Below are 21,222 nucleotides of genomic sequence, written 5' to 3'. Positions count from 1 at the left end.
TTCTATCCATCAAACCGTGATGTAATCATTTTTTTACGTGTATAAAAGTTTAAACCGTCTTTACCGTTCACATGAAGATCGCCATAAAAGGAATCCTTCCAGCCTGAAAACGGAAAGAATGCCATTGTCGCAGGAACACCTACGTTGATACCTAACATACCCGCATCCGCTTCTTCACGGAATTGCCGGATTGCTTTTGCATTATTGGTATAAATCGTCGCTCCATTGCCATATCTCGATTTGCGTATATACTCCAATCCCTCGTCTAAATCACTCGCTCGCAGCAGACTTAATACCGGGGCAAATATTTCATCCTTGGCGATCGTCATTTCCGAAGTAACATGATCGAAAATGGTCGGTCCTAAGAAATTCCCTTCCGAATGGTCACTCATTTCTCTGCGTCCATCACGAATTAAATCAGCACCCTCAAGCACCCCTTTTTCAATATATCCGAGTACCTTATCAAGATGTTCCTTTCTAATAACGGGAGTTAATAACACCTCGTCATCCATCCCGTTTCCGATAATCAACTCATCTGCTTTTTTCGTTAATGCCTTAACGAATGGTTCATTGTCCCCGACAACCACCACCGCACTGCATGCCATACAGCGCTGCCCAGCACTTCCAAATGTTGAAGAGATAATATGTTGGACCGCCTTATCCAAATCGGCATCAGGCATAACAATATGATGGTTTTTGGCTCCGGAAAGGGCTTGAACTCTTTTTCCCTTGGAGGCCGCCCGTTCGTATACATACTTCGCAACCGGCTGGGAGCCCACAAACGAGATCGCAGCAATATCTTCATGATCAAGTAATCCATTAACGACATCATGAGCACCATGGACCACATTCAATACACCAGGAGGGGCACCAGCTTCAGAGAACAACTCTGCTAGTCTATTAGCCAAGATCGGCGTACGCTCAGATGGCTTTAATACAAAGGCATTTCCGCAAGCAATCGCTAATGGGAACATCCAAAGTGGAACCATCATTGGAAAGTTAAATGGAGTGATTCCTCCGACAACCCCTACTGGATAACGGAACATTTCGGAATCGATTTCCTCTGCGATACCTGATAAGGTTTCCCCCATCATCAGAGTCGGTGCTCCTGAAGCAAACTCTACACACTCAATTCCACGCTGCACTTCTCCATAAGCCTCTTTGTATGCCTTACCATTTTCAAGTACGATTAATTTTGCCAGCGCTTCATGGTTATCACTTAATAGACTGTGATATTTAAAGAGGATCCGTGCTCGTTTCGGAACGGGCACTTTCTTCCACTTGTTAAACGCTACTTTTGCTGCTGCTACAGCTAAGTTCACATCCTCTCTCGTAGAAACAGGCACTTTTGTAAGTAATTCATTTGTTGCTGGATTCGGCACATTAAGGGTCTGATTACTGCTTGAACTTACCCATGCACCATTAATAAAATTCTGCAGCAGTGTTGTATCTTTTTTGGTCACGCTCATACGTTTCCCTCCATCAATAAACTAAAATAGCTAAACCTTTTAAAGTAATTATCTATTATTATAGAAAGTTGTTCATTAGACATTCTGTAAGGTAACCATTACTTTTTCTTCCACAAAATGAACACTTTGTATTGTTAATCCATCAATTGTTTTTTACTTTGCAAGATGTGGGGCGATAAATAATCCTTAACAAGCAGCATGAACTCAAATGCCACTCGTTTTTCATGATTCATAAAATCCTTACCAAGAAGATTCTCTAACTTTTGGAGACGGTGGTATAGAGTTTGTCTGACAATAAAGAGCTTATTGGCTGTTTCTTGCTTTGACCCATTACACTCTAAATATACTTTTAAGGTCTCTAATAGCTTGCTATTATACGTTTGATCATGATGAATGACTGGTTGAAGATATTCCATGACAAGTTCTTGTAAATCCATATGCCTGCTCATTTGAGAAATAAGTCGATATAAATGTAAATCTTCATAAAAATAGGTTTTTTCCTTAGCCATTTCCTGTTGGATTCGGAGGGTTTCTTTTGCAGTTAGACAGCTCTTATGAATATCTGTTAACCGATCAACAAATTTACCTGCTGCCATAAATATTTTGGATGTGTTCTTCTTCCTCAGAAACTCTGAGTCTTCAATAGCCTCAATTGCTTTTTTTATTCGCTCCTTAACATTTTTATTAGGTCTATTATTTAAAAGAATAACAATCAGTTCATTTCTTTTTTCAACAGAAAATAACGCAAAGCCATTTTGTTCAAAAACAGATTGAAATAATAACTTTATATACGTAACATCCTGATTCGATTTCTCCTTAAACGTGTGCACCTTGGCTAATAAAACCACAGCTTCAGGTGATTTCAGTTTAATCCCATATCCGTGTAAATAATCATGAATACTGTCTAAAGTATGCTCGCCCTCTAACCAGCCTTGGAGCCACTCATTTTCTTCTGCCCTCTTCTTTTCTTCAATAAATAATTTTCTCAAGTCACTAATCTTCCTATATTGTTTGTGAATAATCATGGTATGAATATCCTGGGTAATTTCAACGAATGGAACTTCTTTTTGAAAAATGACAATGGGAAAATTATTCTGATTGGCAATCCTAATCGCTTCAGCTGGAATCTCTGACAAATAAGTTCCCATCTCTATACAAAGACCTGCTGCATGTATTTCTATCAGTTGGTTAAGAATGGAAACAAATAGGTCCTCATTTCCTTTCCAGGCAACACCAGTTGATAAAATCAGCTCATCCCCATTTAAGAGATTACGAATATTGGTGACTTCGACAACATGAACCCATTTTACAATCCGATTTAGACCCTTTTCCCCAGCAATCATGATTGCTTGTTCATAATGCTTCCGAGATAATATATCTGAAACCGTTAATGGTAAATGCTCAATCATCCTATTACTCCTCTACAAAGAAACAAATTCTCAAAAAGGATTGGTATAAGCTACCAATCCCCATCAATCTAAACTCACTTTATCCCCAAATTCTGTTTAATGAGTAAACTCGAAAAATACTTTCTTGCATTTGCGGTTCCAATAAGCAATGTTTCTTTTTCTTTACTTGTTGGATGGTAAAATTCAACCGAAGCACCATCTAAATGCTCATGTACAGCATTAATTCGAAAACCCTTCTGAGTGAAAAAATCAAGCTTATCTCTTTCATTAAGATATTGTTGATAATCCGACATTGTACCCTCCTACAAATAAGAAATTTTCATTAATCAAAATTTAAATTGGCAGGCGCTTCCTCTATGACAGACTCAAATTCTTCTTCAATGATCCAATCACGTCCAACTGAGATTCCTAGATATTTATCATCACTCGGATCCTCAAGTTCAGCCTGTTGATACTTCTTAAACCACCAGAATTTTGCAAGCACATAATATATAGCCGCTCCAAGTAAGAACCCTACTAAAAAACCATACGCCGGGAATAAATAGGAGATATAACCGCCAATAATCCAAGCAATAAAGCCTGCAAGATTCACGCCGCCCCAATATCTAAATTGTCCATCGTCTTCGTATAGCTCTGGAACATTCACTCGTCTTTTGCGGATTAAATAATAATCAGCAAAGAGAATTCCAACGATTGCAGACAATATACCGCCTACGATTAGCAGAATCGGAATGATGACTCCAAATAACTCCCACGGTTGGACGATTGTTCCTACAATACCTGCTGTAATAACACCCGCCCAAAATGGAAACTTCGGCCCGCCTACATTGGAGAAAATAGTTGCTGCAGGTACTACATTTGCGGCAGTATTCGTTGACCATTGGGCCAATACAATCATCAACAGTAAAATGGCAAGGACAATCCCGCTTGCTGACTCTTGAAGGGCAACTACTGGGTCTGCATTTAATACTGCAATGTAGGATACTGCACCAATTACAATCATAAAAGTTTGTGTGATTGGCATTGCGATAAGGTTTCCAATTAAAGAACTTTTATTTCTCTTAAACCAGTTCTTTTCATTTACTGGAGCTTTCATGAAGCGTGAAATCGATGGAATATCCGCACTCAATGTTGCCCAGAATCCCATGTTGCTAAAAATAACCACCATAAAAGCTGTAAACGCCGCACCACCAGTAACAGGTGATTCTACCCAGCTCCAAACATCTCTTCCAGCAGCCTGTGCTTGGTCAGATAATGAGGAATACATCCAAATAGCGATTAGGATAATAATGGGTGCCGCTAAATCTGCGAACCTTTCAATTGACTTAATCCCTAAAGCAGTATTAATCAATTGGACAATTGCAAAAATAATGAAGCAGACAAACCAATTATCAAACCCAGATAATATATTTAAAATGCCGTTCATCGCTGTCGCACCAAAATACGTGTTGATTCCAAACCAAGCCGAAGCGGTTATGCCCCTGGTTATTGATGGAATGTGGGTTCCAATTGTTCCAAATGGCGCTCGCATATACACAGGAAATGACAAACCATGTTCGATGCCGATATCAGCAATTAAGGATATGAAAAATCCGATAGCGAGTGAGCCAATAATCGTTGCAAGTATAACTAGCGGTAATGAGAGACTTTGGACCCCTGCACCGCCAATGGCAAAGGTAGCAAGTACCACAACCATCCCTACCCACATGAATGAATATCCTAACTTTGTGACTTTCCTGTCTTTTTGTTGAATTGGTAATAAATCAGAAGACTTTAAGTGGCTTTTTTTCATATGAACACTCCTTTTTCGGTTTAAGATACAAAAATGTAAACATCCATATTTACATAACCGACTTTCGACAGAGGTTTTAAAGTGCAATTGCCTGCCTAAGCAAGCAATTGCAGGAGTCGTTCAACAATGAATGGAGAAAATTGTATTCTATATATTGCTGCTAAATGGATAAGGTTTCATTTTGGTTTATTGGAGTATACCCATTGTATTTGGCTCTCTTTAAATATTGGCCGGTTCCTGGTTTTCCTACAAACTGCTTATCACGCACGACAAATTCACCTCGTGATAAAACCGAAACTGGTTCTCCCGTGACTTTCATTCCTTCAAAGGCATTGTAATCAACGGCCATATGATGCGTTTCAGCGGAAATAACCCGCTCTGCCAGTGGATCAAAAATGACAATATCCGCGTCTGCTCCAACGGCAATACTGCCTTTTTTCGGATATAAGCCAAATAATTTTGCGGCTCTTGTGGATGTAAGATCAACAAACTGATTAAGACTTATTCGTCCTTTCCTCACCCCCTCAGAGAATAATATAGATAGTCGATCTTCAATAATTGGCCCGCCATTTGGAATCTTAGTAAAATCGTCCCTGCCTAAATCCTTCTGGCCTTTAAAATCAAACGAGCATTGATCAGATCCAAGCGTCTGAAGCTGACCGCTTTTTAACGCATTCCACAGTACCTCTTGATTCCATTTCTCTCGTAACGGAGGTGACCAGACATATTTGGCACCTTCAAAATTCGGTCTTTCTAGGTAGCTTTGATCAAGAACTAAATACTGTGGGCAGGTTTCACCCCAAACATCAAAGCCCCTGCTGCGCGCTTCGGCAATTTTTTCAACCGCATCGGCACAAGAAACGTGAACGACATATAATTGCGAGTTTGCCAGCCCGGTCAGTTTTGCAGCTCTTCCAGTCGCTTCCCCCTCTAATTCTGGCGGTCTTGTTAAGGCATGATAGATTGGTGCTCTGTTTCCTTCTGCAATCGCCTTTTTCGTTAAATAATCAATTACATCTCCATTTTCCGCATGGACCATGACAAGTGCCCCATGTTCCTTTGCTGAGACGAGAGTTCGGAAAAGCGTTTCATCATCTGCTTGGAGAACGTTTTTGTAAGCCATAAATACCTTGAAAGAGGTGATACCTTCTTCGTTAATCACATAAGGAAGCTCATTTAAAACATTCTCATTGATTTCTGAAATCATTAAATGAAAACCATAATCGATGACAGCTTTTTCTTCTGATTTTGCATGCCAGGTTTGAATTGCATTTTTTAACGAGTCACCTTTACTGGTTAAGCAAAAATCTATTATGGTTGTCGTTCCGCCAAAAGCTGCAGCAATGGTGCCCGTTTCAAAATCATCCTTTGTCACGGTTCCTCCAAAAGGCATATCTAAATGGGTATGAGGGTCAATGCCCCCAGGAAAAATGAGACAGCCCTTTGCGTCGATAACTTCAGCACTATTTGCTGAAAGATTGTTGCCAATTTGAGAGATTTTTCCTTCTTCTATTAGGATTTCTGCTGTAAAGGTATCTGCTGCAGTTACAATGGTTCCATTTTTAATCAGTTTTTTCATACCATTTCTCCCTTCTCATTTGTTACTATCAACCTTACATTTTGTTGCTAGATTCAAGGTTGACTGTCTTTCATTCCAGGACATCGGTGGTAATTCATTAGCCACTTCGACCATATCGATTGCCCCGTCTACCGGGCAGACAATGGAACATAGGTTACAGCCAACACAATCTTCCTCTCTAACTTTTAGATAACTTCTACCGTTCTCGTCAATTAACCTATCAATACATTGATGGGATGTATCCTCACAGGCAATATGGCACTTATTACAGTTGATACAAACATCCGTATTGATTTTGGCGACGATATTATAGTTAAGGTCTAAATTACCCCAATCCGAATACCTTGGAACAGATTTTCCAATGATTTCAGAAACTGACCTTATACCTTTACTATCTAAATAATGGCTAAGTCCTTCAATCATGTCTTCGACAATACGGAATCCGTGGTGCATGGCAGCGGTACATATTTGCACACCTGTAGCACCCATTAACATGAATTCAACGGCATCCTGCCAGTTGGAGATTCCGCCAATTCCTGATATTGGGACGTTTATATTTGCATGACGTGCACATTCCGCCACCATATTAAGGGCAATCGGTTTAACAGCAGGACCACAATATCCTCCGTGTGCCCCCTTTCCTGCAACATGCGGGATGGTATTCCATGTATCAAGATCTACCCCCATCAAACTATTAATCGTGTTTATCATACTGATGGCATCTGCACCGCCATTACATGCCGCTTCAGCAGTAGCGGTTATATCCGTAATGTTTGGCGTTAATTTTACGATAACAGGTGTTTTTGCCACTTCCTTTACCCAATAGGTCTGACGTTCTACAAGTGCTGGTACTTGACCAGAAGCAGAACCCATTCCACGTTCAGCCATACCATGCGGACAGCCAAAGTTTAATTCGAGACCGTCAACTCCGACATCTTCAACCCGCTTAACTAATTCGTGCCACTTTTCTTGCTTTGGTTCCATCATTAAGGATGCGATGATAGCATGGTTAGGAAATCTTTTTTTGGTTTCATAGATTTCTTTTAAATTCACTTCTAATGGCCGGTCGGTTATCAATTCAATATTATTGAATCCTGCCACCCGTTGTCCGTTAAAACTTATGGCAGCAAACCTAGAGGAAACATTCAAAATTGGGTCACCTAATGTTTTCCAAACTGCCCCGCCCCAACCTGCTTCAAAGGCTCTCTGAACTTGATACCCTGAATTGGTAGGAGGTGCTGAAGCAAGCCAAAATGGATTCGGAGATTTTATCCCTGCAAGATTAATACTCAAATCAGCCATATTGAAATCACCCCTTTAAAGTAGAAATGCTTTAGTATTGGAAAGCGCTTACATATTTATATCTTTTTATATGACCATTTACTGTGCTGTTTCCACGGCCGTAAATTGCTTATGAATACTATAGGCAGCTTGTTTTCCTTGTTGAGCTGCAGTAACCACCATGGCGTCTCCTTTGCCCTTTCCAAAAACAACATCACCGCAAGCATATATTTTAGGATTAGAAGTTTGATAGGTTTCTTTATTTACTTGCACCACACCATTATCATGCTGCAGTCCAAAACCTTCAATTAGTTCCAAATGCCTTGTTTGTCCGATAGCTTTGATGACAGCATCCACTGGTAAAACATGTTCAGATCCTTCAACAGGAATCGGTCTCCTGCGCCCGTCTTCATCTGGCTCACCAAGATTCATTTTGATACATTCAACCCCGGTTACTCTTCCATGTTCATCACCAATAATTCTCTTTGGTGCGGTTAACCAGCGAAATTCAACACCATCTTGTTTAGCAAATTCATATTCAAAATCATAGGCAGTCATTTCTTCTGCGGTTCGGCGATATAAGATTTTTACATTTTCTGCACCCAATCGTACAGAACAGGTAGCACCATCAATAGCGGTATTTCCTGCACCGATGACAACAGCCCGTTTTCCGATAAAATCCTTCGATAATCTTCCACTTTTTGTTTCCTTGACAAACTCAATTGCATCGTATACTCCGTCTAGATCTTCTCCTTCTATTCCTAAGTTAGGAACATGTGACATACCTACAGCTAATACGATGCAATCAAAATTTTGAAGTAATTCCTTAGCGGATACATCTTTTCCTACCCTTGTATTTGTTTTAATTGTTACATTAAGTTTTTCAACCTGTTCTACTTCCCAATATGAAATTGTCTGTGGCAGCCTGAATGAGACAATACCATAAGTATTTAAACCGCCAGCTTTTTCTGCTGCTTCTAATATCGTCACCTCATATCCAAATCTGGCCAATTCTCTTGCTGCTGAAAGCCCTGCTGGTCCTCCGCCAACAACAGCAACAGATTTACCATTAGCTGTTCCAGGCTGAAAAAGAGGTTGTTCATTTTTTATCGCCCAATCTGTGGCATATCTCTGCAGGTTTCCAATCATAATCGGTTTTGTCGAATGGTTTAAGACACAGGCCCCTTCACACAGCTCCTCAGTTGGACACACTCTAGCGCAGCTCGCACCAACTGGATTGGAAGTCATTATAGTTTTGGCAGAGCCGAGTAAGTTTCCAGTCGAAATTTTTTTTATAAAAGTTGGGATATCAATGCCTGTCGGACAGGCCTTAATACAAGGAGCATCATAACAATACAGGCAGCGATTTGATTCTTCCAATGCTTCTTGATTTGTAAGTGGACGTTCTACTTCTTGAAAGTTAAGGTCCAGATTGGTATTGGATATCCTCTGTATTTTTTCCAATAAAAAACCCTCCTTTATTTAAAAGTGAATTTACTGAAAATTCCGCATCTAAATTTCATTTTACAGGCAGTAAAAAATCATTACATTATACAATTTGTAAAATGATGCTTGTATTCTACTAACCAATGTGTGAACTAGATTCTATACAACATTTATGCGAATCTATTGTACTTGATGATGATTTGAAGGGAAAAATCGATGAGTAATGTAGTAGATAAATGAAAGATATTCTTGTACCATTCTTAACCTTTTACCAATTTATCACAGATGAACAAAATATTTTGTAAAATTACATCGAACCTATTATTAATATATTTGAGGTAATTGTCTTTTAAAAAATAACTTAAACTCAATGACTATAAAGGAAAAATGAAGTTAAGGTCTAAGAGGCTTACAACTATCGATAATTGTTTTCCAAAATAAAAGTTCTCGACATTTGCAAATTATTTGCCGAATGTTTTTGTATATGATCAAAATTAAAGTAACACCAAAACTAGCAGATGAAAATGATGAAAAAAAGGATCATTCGTTTTTGAATGATTCCTTTTATTTAGCTTAAACCTTTCTCCATTCTGAAAACCCAACCATTGAATCAATCTCATGTGAAAGATAAACGTTATTCCATTTTTTATTTGACTGCGCCACAAAAGCCATCGCAGCAGCAACCTTCCTTGCTTGTATCCCTCGATAAGGACGAAGTGGACCTACCATTAGCATGTTCATTACCCCACTAGCCTTTTCTGCGAGTTTCTCTCCAAACCGAAACTCTTCTCGCTTCCCTAACAATAATGAAGGTCTGAAAATATGTAGTGAAGGTAAGTTTAACTTAGACAGAGTTTCCTCAACATCCCCTTTTACTCGACTGTAAAAGAAATATGACTTGGGATCTGCCCCCATGGAACTTACAATTAGAAACTTTTCAGTGCCATTTTCCTTTGCTAATTTTGCAGCCTCAACAGGATATTCATAATCTACTTTACGAAAAGCTTCCTTTGTCTTCGCTACTTTAATCGTCGTACCCAAGCAGCAAAAAACATCTGACACTTTAAATAGGTGATGGTACTTATGTAGTTCATTGAAGTCAACGATATGCTCTTCACATATTTTAGATTCAAGTTCAATTGGTCTACGAACCAACAACAGTATTTTTTCATATTGATCTGACTCATTCAATATCTTCACCAGCTCTTTTCCAATAAGACCCGTTGCTCCAAGAACAAGTGCCGATTTTTTACTTGAACTCATAAAAATCTCCTCTCTAACAATCGCTTTGTTAATCCTGCGGGTCCTCTAAGCAGTGAAACAACCAGCATATCAGCTGGTTGTTTGTTTAATTGTATGAACTAAAGTATTTAAAAACTGATGGATTAACTGAAAGGCCTCATGAATAGACAGATTCTCTGTATAACCATCTACATAATTTAAGGCAAAATTCAAATCCCATAAACCATCATCATGGCTAAACATTAAATCAAATTTTGCTTCATCGCCCTGTAAAGAGTTATTGAGCTGGTCCTTTAACATTTTCTCATACTTCTTTTGAAGCTTTAAACCCAGCATGACATCATATGTACCAAAAACATCATCAACCTCCAGTGACACACCCTCAACACCAATCTGTTCAAACAAAGTTGACTCCACATAAATAAATTCGTTTTTATGTTCTTTTAAATAGGTAATTGGCTGGTTTAAAAAACTAGATGATTCATTAGCAATCATCGTTTCAGTTTCCTTGCTGCAACGTTCAATATAAGCATCAGTAAAATTCCCGTTTTCTTTATTTTCCATTTGACGCCCTCCTATTATAGGTAATCCCACTTTTACTATAGAGTCATGTTAAATAAAAAAGCAAATTTTACAATATAAAAAAGACGCCTAAACCCAATTAGAGTTTAGACGTGAAGTATACTATTAATTTTCTACAAGTTTATTAACTACCTTTTTCCCTGCTGGATTTTCTTCTATATTATCTTCTGCTTGTTTCGCCCGTTTCATAAAGAAAGCAAGGATAAGTGCAACAGCAGCAATAAAGGTGGATACGAAAAAGGCGAAATTTATACCATCTAATGTTGCGCTCATCAGGATTTGCTGCTGCATTTCGGCTAGTGCTGCTGCCGTTGGCTGCTCAGTCAAGTTTGCCATAGCTGCTTCACCAAGCTCGATAGCCTTTGACTCTGTACGGTTTGCCATGACGGTTACCAATAATGCTGTTCCAATTGCTCCAGATACTTGCTGAAGTGTATTGTTCATGGCAGTACCGTGTGGGTAAAAACGCGCAGGCAATTGGTTTAACCCGTTTGTAGAAACTGGCATCATCACCATTGACATCCCAAACATACGGACTGAGAATAAAAGCAGTAATTGAGTATACGTTGTCTCTAGTGTTAATTGGCTGAAAAGATAGCTTGTTACCACCGTGATGACTAAGCCAGTTATTGCTAAAAGACGTCCGCCAAATTTGTCGAATAGTTTACCGGTAATTGGTGACATAAGCGCCATAATGATTGCTCCTGGCAGCATCATTAGCCCTGCATCAAATGGAGATATGCCGCGTACCGTTTGAACATAAATCGGCAGCAAAAGCATCCCCGAAAACATAGCCATCGTAAGTACCATTGAGATAACAGATGATAAAGCAAACATAGGGAACTTAAAGATCCTATAATTAAGCATAGGCTGATCTTGTTTTAGTTGACGTAAGATAGACACTAGCAATGAAATAGCTCCAATCGCAATCGTCAAATAAACTTGTGGACTGTCCCAGCCTTGCTTTCCAGCTGAACTGAACCCATAAAGTAAGCCGCCAAAGCCCACGCTTGTAAGTAAAACAGATAAGAAATCAAGTTGAATATTAACTTTTTCTTTTTTATCCTTTAATAAGAAGAAGCCGATTAATAGAACAATTACTGCAATTGGTGTTACAAAGTGGAACAACATTCTCCAGTCATAGTTTTCTATTAACCAACCAGATAATGTTGGTCCAATTGCAGGTGCCCCCATTAAAACTAATCCAAAAATCCCCATTGCTGCTCCTCTTTTTTCAATAGGGAAGCTTACTAACATGACATTCATTAAAAGTGGCATCATAATCGCTGAACCCGCTGCCTGCGTCATCCTGCCTGTTAGTAAAACCGGAAATACATGTGCCATCCCAGCAAGGATGGTTCCTACAGTAAATAAGCCCATGGCAACTAAGAAAAGTTTTCGTACAGAATATTTTTGAATTAAAAATGCGGTAGTTGGTATTAATATTCCATTTACTAACATGAATCCAGTTGTCAACCATTGCACAGTTGAAGCATCTACTTCTAAGTCAGCCATTATGGATGGAAGTGCAATATTAAGTAAAGTGTTATTTAAAAAAGCAATAAATGCCCCAATCATCAGGATTACAATAATCCCGTATGGGGGACGTTTTGTTTCATTTTTACTGTGTTCCATGTTTAAATACCCCCTATAAACCCTTTGTACATTTTTTTATACCTGCGTTTCACGCTTTATTAATAATATACCGACAGTTCATTTTTTGCAATCAAAAAATACTACAAAATTATGGGTTTGTAATACTATTCTTTATATTGTAGTATATTTTTATACAGGTAGTATATTAAGGATTATAGGTGATAAAATGAATGATCGGAAACAGCATGTTATTAATAAAGCTCATCAATTATTTATTGAAAAAGGATTTCAAGCAACATCGATTCAAGATATTTTAGATTTTAGCGGGATCTCCAAAGGGACTTTTTACAAATACTTCTCATCTAAAAGCGAATTATTAATCGCCATTTATAAAGCAGTTTATAAAAAAGTTCAAAAGGAAAGAAATGATTTATTAATTGGGAAAAGCCCTTCAGATATTGAGGTCTTCATTAAACAATTAGAAATACAAATGCTTTCAAATAGAAAAAATAAGTTAATTGCTCTCTACGAGGAAGTAATGTCAACCAATGATGCAGATTTGAAACAATATATCCGCATCGCACGATTACGTTCACTAAGATGGATGTTTAGCAGGTTTATTGATATCTTTGGTAAAAAAAATAAACCATACTTATTTGATTGTGCCATTATGTTTCAGGGACTCCTGCAGAACAACCTCCAATACAATCGCTTGGCAACTGATTCAAATGAGAAAATTAGCACTGTCGTTAGATATAGTGTGAATCGTTTAGTTAAAATGGTTGAAGAAGTAGCTAAAGCTGACGAACAATTGCACCAACCTGAGCTTTTAGAAAAATGGCTTCCGGGGCTGCAGAAAAATAATTATGAATTGATTGATCAATTTTATAAAATCGTGGGTCCAATGAGAAATTGCATCACAAAACACTTTCAAGATAAACAGGACCAAGAAAAGTATCATGAACTGCTGGATTTCATCCAAGAAGAAATCCTTCACACCAGAGAACCAAGGAAGTTTCTAATCGAAAGCGCCTTACAATCACTGCAAAACAACCCAGGTTTCATTTGGGAAAAAGAACTGCAACAGCTAAACCAAATCATAACTGCCTTCTTTCAACATCTGAAGGCAGATCAAGAAGAAGAAAACTAAAAAATTCTCCGTTATGAATATTAGAATTTTTTAGACTAAGCGTTTGCCCATGCATTTCTAGGTAGTTTTACGTAAATTAGTAAAAACAAAGGTTTGTTTTACAATTTACGTGGAGGAGCAGTTTGTTACTGCTTTAAAAAGCAACAGGAGGTGCTACTATGGGAGAGTTTTCACCAGACAACAATCAAACACCCGCAAAAGAACATAAGGAGTCTATATTTGATTCTTTCAAGTTCTGGGGCACAGGACTTCGGAACAGAAAATCCCTAAGTATAGATATAGAAATTAGTCCTATTAAGATTGAAGAGGAAGAAGAAATAGTTCAACAAGAAGTAATTGACCAACAAAAAGTAATAGATCTTCCCCCGAAAAAAAACTCAAATACATCTGGTCCTAACAATGTTAAACTCTACGACACAATAAGTGGTAATCATATCATCTCAAGGGGCTGGGATGGAAATAATATGGGGGTATTCAAAATCAGGAGAAAAAATTAGACAAAAAAAGGAATGGAGCATATTAAAAACTCCTTCCTTTTTTGTTTTATTCTTGTTTAAAAAAAGTATTTGGCATAACTACGGCAATTACCTCGCCTCGGGCACAAACTACATTATTGGCAAATACCTCTGTCTCCACCTTGAATTTCTTAGGGTGTATCTCATGAACGACTCCAATCGCCTTTAGAGGTACTCCGTGGGGTGTCGGTTTAACAAAGTCAACCTTCAATGAAGCGGTTACAAATCTAGGAGGCTCAGTTCCTTCTCCTGCCTCACAACCATTCTTTTTGCGTAAAGCTAAGGAGGCTGACCCTGTACCATGACAATCAATGAGAGAGGCGACGACGCCTCCATAAACAAATCCAGGAAGTGCTATATGCTTGGGTTCTGGAGAAAAAATCGTTACTGTTTTTTCTCCTAGCCAGCCTGTTCGGAAATGGTGCCCTTCCTGATTTAATCTGCCACAGCCATAACACCAAGCAAAATCATCCGGATATTCATCTTGAATTGCATTATGTACTTTTTCAACCATGCTATATTCCCCCTTTTCAGAAAATTATAACATATCAATTATAAACTATGAATGTCATTATTTTGGTTCAACATGAACATGTACATCATAAACCTTGTGTTTTGCTATTAATTCATCTTCTACCTTTGTAGCAATATCATGGGCATTTTTAACATCTAATGTGGAATTAACAAGGATGACAACGTCAACAACAACGTTATTCCCGTAATTTCTTGCTTTAATTTCTTTCACACCCTTTACGCCCTGACAATGATGGATGGTCTGTTTATATATTTCTATTTCCTTTTCATCAAAACCATCGGTTAAATAGAGCGAGGCTTCTTTAAAAATGTCCCAGGCAGTTTTACAAATGAGGAAACCCACTATTACTGCTGCTAAAGGATCCAGCCATGGCAGTCCAAACTGTGCTCCGATAATACCAATGAACGTGCCGACGCTTACCCATGCATCAGAAAGATTATCCTTAGCTGCGGCCATGACGGATTGGCTGTTAATTTCGGTTGCTAGTTTTTTATTATACCGATAAACAAAGTACATAACGAAAGCACAAAATAGTCCCGTCCATGCAGAGATTACGTCTGGAGATTCCTTATGTGCGTAAAACATACTAAAAATAGCGTCGTAGGCAACTTTGAGTCCCACTGCCATCATGATAAAGGATGCGACCATAGAAGCTACGGTTTCTGCTTTCCAGTGTCCATAAGGGTGGTCATCATCTGCAGGCCTTTGCGATAGTTTAAGACCTATAAGAACAGCAAGCGATGCAACAATATCGGTTACGTTATTCAAACCATCTGCTTTCAATGCCTCTGAATTTGCTATATATCCTACGGCTAGTTTTAATGCAGACAAACATATATAGGCAATAATACTTATAATAGCTCCACGTTCTCCCCTTTTTAAATCCAAAAATCCTTGTTCTTCAATCATTTTCCTCACCCACTTTATATCTTCATCTATATTATCGAACAAAAACATCTAGTGGGTCTAGAGAAACCTTTTTCCCTTGTTCGAAATATATATCAGGTATGAAAAAAAGTTGGGATTGGGAAACATTAAAGTAGGCTAAACCTTGAAATTAAGCTAGCAGTTAAGTATTCTAAGAACATATTGAACGAATTTAAGGATGTGTTTAACCTGCGATTAAATAAATTTATATCTGAATCCGGAAAAACCTCAAGGCGCGGTGCAGATAAATGGATAGAAGAAGGAAGAGTTACGATTAACGGGAAAGTGGCTAAGGTTGGCAGTCAAGTAGAGCCTGGTGATGTAGTTCGTGTAAACGGGGAAACCATTAGGGTAGCCAAAAATAATGTTTATATCGCCCTTAATAAACCTGTGGGGATTACAAGCACAACTGAACGACATATCAAAGGTAATATCGTTGATTTAGTGAACCATCCGCTTCGAATTTTTAACATTGGAAGACTAGATAAAGATTCAGACGGATTAATCCTCTTAACGAATGATGGAGATATTGTTAATGAAATACTCCGTGCGGAGAATAAGCATGAAAAGGAATATATCGTTACGGTGGATAAGCCGATTACTTCGGAGTTTTTAAAGAAGATGTCAGAAGGAGTTAGCATCCTTGATACGAAAACTCTTCCATGTAAGGTGGAGCAATTATCTAGGTATGTTTTTAGAATTATTTTGACGCAAGGGTTAAATCGTCAAATTCGACGAATGTGCTCCGCACTCGGTTATTCCGTTGTTCGTCTGCAGAGAATTCGGATTATGAATATAAACTTGGGCAGCCTCCCTATTGGTCAATGGAGAGATTTAACGAAGAAAGAAAAGAATCAATTATTTAGTGATCTTAATTATGAACCTAGAGAATGGTGAAAAATGGAGTCAAACCTTAAACGGTATGACTCCATTTTTTTAGTTGCTATAATTTTCAAATAATATATGATATTACTTAGAGACACGAAGGAAAAGCAGGAGGAGATATTTATGGAAAAGACTGTTGAAAAACGACTTACTCGCTCAGAGGTTCCAGAGGATTTAACGTGGAATCTTGATGATTTATTTGCTTCTGAGCAGGCATGGGAAGCAGAACTTGAAGTGATTGAAAGAGATATTGTAAAGATTGAGGCATTTAAAGGGACATTACATACTAGTTCAAAAGAGTTATTAGCTTGCTTGATTGCTCAGGAAAATCTATTTATGAAAATGGTCAAAGCAGCAACGTATGCTAGCTTGAAGCAATCCGCTGATGGGACTGATCCGGTCAATCAGGCGAATTCATCAAAATTAGCTGCATTACGGACAAAAATGGTTGCCGCATTATCATTTATCAATTCAGAGATTCTTTCACTAGAAGAAGGAAGTATAGAAAAATACCTTCAAGAGAATTTGGAACTTCAACCTTTCCAAAAAGATTTACTCGATATGCTTGAAACGAAAAAACATCGACTTTCACCCGAAACGGAAGAAGTGTTAGCGGCTTTAGGTGAGGTTCATGGTGCCCCTTATACCATTTATAGCATGGCAAAATTAGCAGACATGAACTTTGCCGCGATCGCTGATAGTGAGGGAAATGAATTATCGGTATCCTTTGCCTTATTTGAAAACCGCTACGAGTTTTCTGCAGATACTGAAACACGCAGAAAAGCCTATGACTCTTTCGTTTCAACACTAAAACAATATAGAAACACAATCGCAGCTGCCTATTCAGCGGAAGTAAAAAAGCAAGTAACACTTTCTCGATTAAGAAACTATCAGTCAGTTGAACAAATGCTCTTAGAACCGCATCAGGTAACACTTGATATGTATAACAACCAGATTGATATTATCTTTAAAGAGCTGGCACCTCATATGCGCCGATTTGCACAGTTAAAGAAAAAGGCATTAGATCTTGATGTCATGAAGTTTTGTGATTTGAAAGCACCCTTAGATCCTGATTTTAACCCAGAAACAACCTATGAAGAAGCTAGTCAACTAATCTTGGAATCTTTAAAGGTAATGGGACCAGAATACAGTGAAATGATTGAAAAGGGCTTCAAAGAGAGATGGGTAGATCTTGCGGACAATATTGGGAAATCCACTGGTGCCTTCTGCTCCAGTCCTTATGGTTCTCACCCATACATTTTGGTTACATGGCAGGACAATATGCGCGGATGCTTCACCCTGGCACATGAATTCGGGCATGCAGGCCATTTCTACTTGGCTAACAAAAAACAAAGAATCATGAATGTTCGTCCATCCATGTATTTCATTGAAGCTCCATCAACCATGAATGAGCTTTTATTAGGGCAGCACCTTTTAGCCAATAATGAAGACAAACAAATGCGTCGCTGGGTTGTCCTTCAGCTGCTAGGCACGTATTATCATAATTTTGTTACCCATTTACTAGAGGCAGAATATCAACGCAGGGTTTATGCATTTGCTGAAAGCGGAAAAGCACTTACTGCTAATTCTCTTTCTGAACTGACTAAGAATGTACTTTCTGAATTCTGGGGGGATACTGTGGAAATCGATGAGGGTGCAAGCCTAACATGGATGCGTCAGCCTCACTATTACATGGGCTTGTATCCATACACCTATTCTGCAGGATTGACCGCTTCTACTACAGTGGCACAATTAATTCAGGAAGAAGGCCAGCCCGCTGTTGACCGCTGGCTCGAGGTACTTCGTGCAGGTGGAACAATGAAACCTCTTGAGCTGCTAAAACGTGCTGGAGTAGATATGTCGACACCTGACCCAGTCCGTAAAGCAGTAGCATATGTTGGTTCACTAATAGACGAATTAGAAAAATCATATTCATAAAAGAAGTGACAGGCAACCTCCAATTTTCCGGAGGGCTCCTGTCACTTTTATACTTATCCTTTACTTTACTTCCCAGTACCTACTTCTTCATAATTCCCCTTCCAAAGCGCATAACCGAGCCAAATTAATGCAACTCCCGCAAGTGGTTGGGCAACATTTGATCCGTAAGGAATAAATTCTAAAATGGGTACCAATGCTAATAAAAGCGCGCCTCCTCTAGGCAGGATTGCTTTCCAAGCAGTCACGAGTCCGAATAATAACATACCCCCAAAAAAAGTAACCATCGATAAGGTCAAACCTAAATTTATCATTTCAGGAGGGTCACCTGATACTATTTCTGGTGCTACCTCTTCCAAGGCAGGCACTACGAATGCTCCTACCCAGCCAAACCCTGCCCATAACACCGCTCCAATAAAAGAAATAAGAAAAATTATAAAACCAACAATTCCAATAGCATTCATTTGTCGTAAATAAATCCCTGCAAGTGCTAATAGTAAAAATGCCATTCCAATTAAGTTAAGGTAGGAACCAATTGCCTCTAAAGAAGAAATATTATACCAAATAGCCATAGAAAGGAATAGAACCCCTGTAATAATAGAACTTACTCCAGTAAATCGTAAAAAGGATGTTAAATTCACCTAAATACACCTCTTCCAATTAATTTTCCTCATACTTGGAAATCCGTGTTCACACCCAACCAGATTACTGAATAGTACATAATGACTGACCCTCACATCCTTTATCCTCTTTGGCAGCCCTCCTTGATTTAATTTGCTAAAAAATGGAGTACAATAAAGCATACGTTAGGAAAATGAAAAAAATGATAATAATTTAAATAGTAAAAACGTGGAAAAATTTGATTTTATTTAACATAAAAGTTCCCTTACCAAAAACAATTGGAGGGAACTTTATTTTTCTAAAAAAATATCACTACCTCTGCTTTATGTTTCATGTAGCTCACAAGATTGTCCACCCCAGGCGTACAACTGTACACGAGTGGTGCCTGTCTCTAAATAATGTCGCCAAATGTTGTCACCGGCCAATATTGAAACTTTATTCCTATATATTCGTATATAAAGAGAATCAGTAAAAAGATAATTGATTATAAAGGGGAATTGGTTATGGGGAATATGTTTTTGTTTGTGCTGATTGTTGCTATTGTGTCTGCTCTAGTTCTTATACCGATTTATAAAGATGATAAGTCCGCCGATAGGAAAAGTAATAAAAAGGGTTCTAATGGTGATAGAAAGCTTTTTCCCGAGATAATTATCGCTGTTATTGTTATTCTGATCCCTTCTGTTTTTGCTTACTATTATTTTACGAATTATGATAGGAACCTCTCATCTTTATGGGTGCTTGCTATTATAGTAACAGCCTTAGGTGCGGTATTTTCCACTGGAATAGAGAGAAAAGTAAAAGCACTGCTGTTTGCAGCAAGCCTGATCGTTGGAATTTACTTTCTCACTGCCTTTCTGTTTAATGCGGATGAAAAATATGAGATTGCTCAAATGGAGCAAGAAGTGGAAATTAAGTCCTTTGACGAGAAAGAAACACCTGCTAGTGTACCACCTGAATTCGCCCGTAATAAAATGAAAAAAGCTTTTGGTCAAGTGCCAAATACGAGCTATTATGAACTGGGAAATCTTCAAATTCAAAAAGTAAATGGAGATTTTGTCTATATCGCTCCTGTTGAGTTCTCTGGTTTTTTCAAATGGTGGAAAGGGAAAGAAACTCCTGGTTATTTCACTTTAAGTGCTACAGATTCTTCTGCTAATCCTAAATTCGTAAAATCAGCTATGATCTATACCCCCTCTTCATATTTTAATAAGTCCATTGAACGCCATATTCGTATGCAGTACCCAAAAGATATTTTCTATGGTGATGTTCAATTAGAAATTGATGATGAAGGAAAACCTTATTATATCCGTTCCTACGGAGAATTTATTTCTGCGCGTAATGGTTTTGATGTTAAAGGTGTTGTGGTAGTGGATTCTAGAAACGGCGATACAAAGTCTTATTCGATAGCAGAAGTTCCAGAATTTATTGATGGTGCTGTTTCACCAGAAATTGTCAGCTTGCAAAACAGTTACTTCGGAAACTATATTCATGGATTTTGGAACAGTTTATTCGGTAAATCCGACGTAAAACTTCCTTCTGATGAAGGTACAGAGGCTAATGTTAGCCCGATATTCGACCAAAATGGTGTAATGCATTATTTCACTGACTTCACAAGTCCAAAAGAAGGCGTCGATTCCATGCTGGGCTACTCGCTGACAAACTCTCGTACGGGTGAAGCAACCTATTATACAGGGAATCCTGAAGAATCCTATATGGATTCACAAGGTGCCTTACAAATTATTGAAAAGAAATTCATTGAAAAGAAATGGCATGGTGAAATGCCTGTAATCTATAACTTCTATGGAGAGGCAAGCTGGTTGACACCTGTACTTGATTCTAATGGATTTTTGCAGAATTACTTTATCGTTTCAGCCGCTAATCCAGAAATTTCCGTGTACGGGGTTACCCCTAATGAAGCTTTAAAACAGTATAAAACTGCCCTTCAAAGAGGCGGCGGTTCAGTTGATGGAAGCTCGAAAGCCGATGAAAAACAGATTTCAGGCACTGTACTCCGTGTATATAAGGAAAAGACAGGTGATTTCACCGTTGTTTCATTCCTTTTAGACAACAAGAAAAGCTATATCCTATCCTCTGAAAGAGAACCATTGGTCATTTACTTAAAAGAAGGAGACAAAGTAAATGTCACCTACTTGGATACAGATGAAGACTTCCTTCCAGCAAAAGAAATAGTAATTGAAGGATTAGAATAATCTATAAAAAAAAACACGATGAAAGCTATGAGCTTCATCGTGTTTTTT

General features: G+C 38.3%; 18 protein-coding genes. 5 read left to right on the top strand and 13 right to left on the bottom strand.

All coding sequences use genetic code 11. The features are described 5' to 3' along the window. Positions 1–2: 2 nt before the first annotated feature. From ACY3XC_RS05795 to ACY3XC_RS05750, 10 genes are all read right to left on the bottom strand, one after another. Entirely contained in the window at positions 3–1,469 is a 1,467-nt protein-coding gene (locus ACY3XC_RS05795) for a CoA-acylating methylmalonate-semialdehyde dehydrogenase (protein ID WP_464867686.1), read from the bottom strand. Positions 1,470–1,603: 134 nt separating this feature from the next. Beyond that, the gene (locus ACY3XC_RS05790; protein WP_464867685.1) at positions 1,604–2,878 is read right to left on the bottom strand and encodes a PucR family transcriptional regulator; all 1,275 of its coding nucleotides are present in this window, start codon (positions 2,876–2,878) and stop codon (positions 1,604–1,606) included. 74 nt (positions 2,879–2,952) lie between these two features. Next, a complete protein-coding gene (locus ACY3XC_RS05785) occupies positions 2,953–3,171 on the bottom strand; it encodes a hypothetical protein (RefSeq protein ID WP_179160738.1) in 219 nt (72 codons plus the stop codon). A 29-nt stretch (positions 3,172–3,200) separates the two neighbouring features. Continuing rightward, positions 3,201–4,670, bottom strand: coding sequence for an NCS1 family transporter (locus ACY3XC_RS05780; protein WP_464867683.1), 1,470 nt, complete (start codon positions 4,668–4,670; stop codon positions 3,201–3,203). Between the two features lie 160 nt (positions 4,671–4,830). Next, positions 4,831–6,249, bottom strand: a complete 1,419-nt coding sequence (hydA, locus tag ACY3XC_RS05775; protein WP_464867682.1) for a dihydropyrimidinase — start codon at positions 6,247–6,249, stop codon at positions 4,831–4,833. Between the two features lie 15 nt (positions 6,250–6,264). Beyond that, positions 6,265–7,551 (bottom strand): NAD-dependent dihydropyrimidine dehydrogenase subunit PreA, encoded by a 1,287-nt coding sequence (gene preA / locus ACY3XC_RS05770; protein WP_464867681.1) that lies wholly within the window; start codon positions 7,549–7,551, stop codon positions 6,265–6,267. A gap of 78 nt (positions 7,552–7,629) precedes the next feature. Beyond that, the gene (locus ACY3XC_RS05765; protein WP_464867680.1) at positions 7,630–8,994 is read right to left on the bottom strand and encodes an NAD(P)-dependent oxidoreductase; all 1,365 of its coding nucleotides are present in this window, start codon (positions 8,992–8,994) and stop codon (positions 7,630–7,632) included. A 555-nt stretch (positions 8,995–9,549) separates the two neighbouring features. Continuing rightward, entirely contained in the window at positions 9,550–10,239 is a 690-nt protein-coding gene (locus ACY3XC_RS05760) for an oxidoreductase (RefSeq protein WP_464867679.1), read from the bottom strand. A gap of 69 nt (positions 10,240–10,308) precedes the next feature. After that, positions 10,309–10,782 (bottom strand): branched-chain amino acid aminotransferase, encoded by a 474-nt coding sequence (locus ACY3XC_RS05755; protein WP_464867678.1) that lies wholly within the window; start codon positions 10,780–10,782, stop codon positions 10,309–10,311. Between the two features lie 123 nt (positions 10,783–10,905). Continuing rightward, a complete protein-coding gene (locus tag ACY3XC_RS05750; RefSeq protein ID WP_464867677.1) occupies positions 10,906–12,435 on the bottom strand; it encodes a DHA2 family efflux MFS transporter permease subunit in 1,530 nt (509 codons plus the stop codon). Positions 12,436–12,622: 187 nt separating this feature from the next. Here ACY3XC_RS05750 and ACY3XC_RS05745 point away from each other — a divergent pair, with 187 nt between their 5' ends. After that, positions 12,623–13,546 carry a TetR/AcrR family transcriptional regulator gene (locus ACY3XC_RS05745; protein WP_464867676.1) on the top strand — a complete coding sequence of 308 codons (924 nt, stop codon included), beginning with the start codon at positions 12,623–12,625 and terminating at the stop codon, positions 13,544–13,546. A 158-nt stretch (positions 13,547–13,704) separates the two neighbouring features. Further along, positions 13,705–14,043, top strand: coding sequence for a hypothetical protein (locus ACY3XC_RS05740; RefSeq protein ID WP_464867675.1), 339 nt, complete (start codon positions 13,705–13,707; stop codon positions 14,041–14,043). A gap of 46 nt (positions 14,044–14,089) precedes the next feature. On the opposite strand, the gene ACY3XC_RS05735 is transcribed toward ACY3XC_RS05740, so the two are convergent. Next, positions 14,090–14,575: a PaaI family thioesterase gene (locus ACY3XC_RS05735; protein WP_464867674.1), complete on the bottom strand. Its 486-nt coding sequence runs from the start codon at positions 14,573–14,575 to the stop codon at positions 14,090–14,092. Positions 14,576–14,632: 57 nt separating this feature from the next. After that, positions 14,633–15,502 (bottom strand): cation diffusion facilitator family transporter, encoded by an 870-nt coding sequence (locus tag ACY3XC_RS05730; RefSeq protein WP_464868042.1) that lies wholly within the window; start codon positions 15,500–15,502, stop codon positions 14,633–14,635. Between the two features lie 201 nt (positions 15,503–15,703). On the opposite strand from ACY3XC_RS05730, the gene rluF reads away from it, so the two are divergent. Further along, on the top strand, positions 15,704–16,420 hold the full coding sequence (gene rluF / locus ACY3XC_RS05725; RefSeq protein WP_464868041.1) for a 23S rRNA pseudouridine(2604) synthase RluF: 717 nt from the start codon (positions 15,704–15,706) through the stop codon (positions 16,418–16,420). Between the two features lie 111 nt (positions 16,421–16,531). Next, the gene (gene pepF / locus ACY3XC_RS05720) at positions 16,532–18,346 is read left to right on the top strand and encodes an oligoendopeptidase F (protein ID WP_464867673.1); all 1,815 of its coding nucleotides are present in this window, start codon (positions 16,532–16,534) and stop codon (positions 18,344–18,346) included. Between the two features lie 65 nt (positions 18,347–18,411). Here the strand turns inward: pepF and ACY3XC_RS05715 are convergent, their stop codons facing one another. Next, positions 18,412–18,984 carry a hypothetical protein gene (locus tag ACY3XC_RS05715; RefSeq protein ID WP_464867672.1) on the bottom strand — a complete coding sequence of 191 codons (573 nt, stop codon included), beginning with the start codon at positions 18,982–18,984 and terminating at the stop codon, positions 18,412–18,414. Between the two features lie 483 nt (positions 18,985–19,467). Here ACY3XC_RS05715 and ACY3XC_RS05710 point away from each other — a divergent pair, with 483 nt between their 5' ends. Beyond that, positions 19,468–21,174 carry a hypothetical protein gene (locus tag ACY3XC_RS05710; RefSeq protein WP_464867671.1) on the top strand — a complete coding sequence of 569 codons (1,707 nt, stop codon included), beginning with the start codon at positions 19,468–19,470 and terminating at the stop codon, positions 21,172–21,174. Positions 21,175–21,222: the final 48 nt, after the last annotated feature.

The organism is Bacillus sp. CZDM1 (assembly GCF_055502545.1).
Note: the sequence above shows the minus strand (reverse complement) of the source record. Positions and strands in the feature narration are given on the sequence as shown.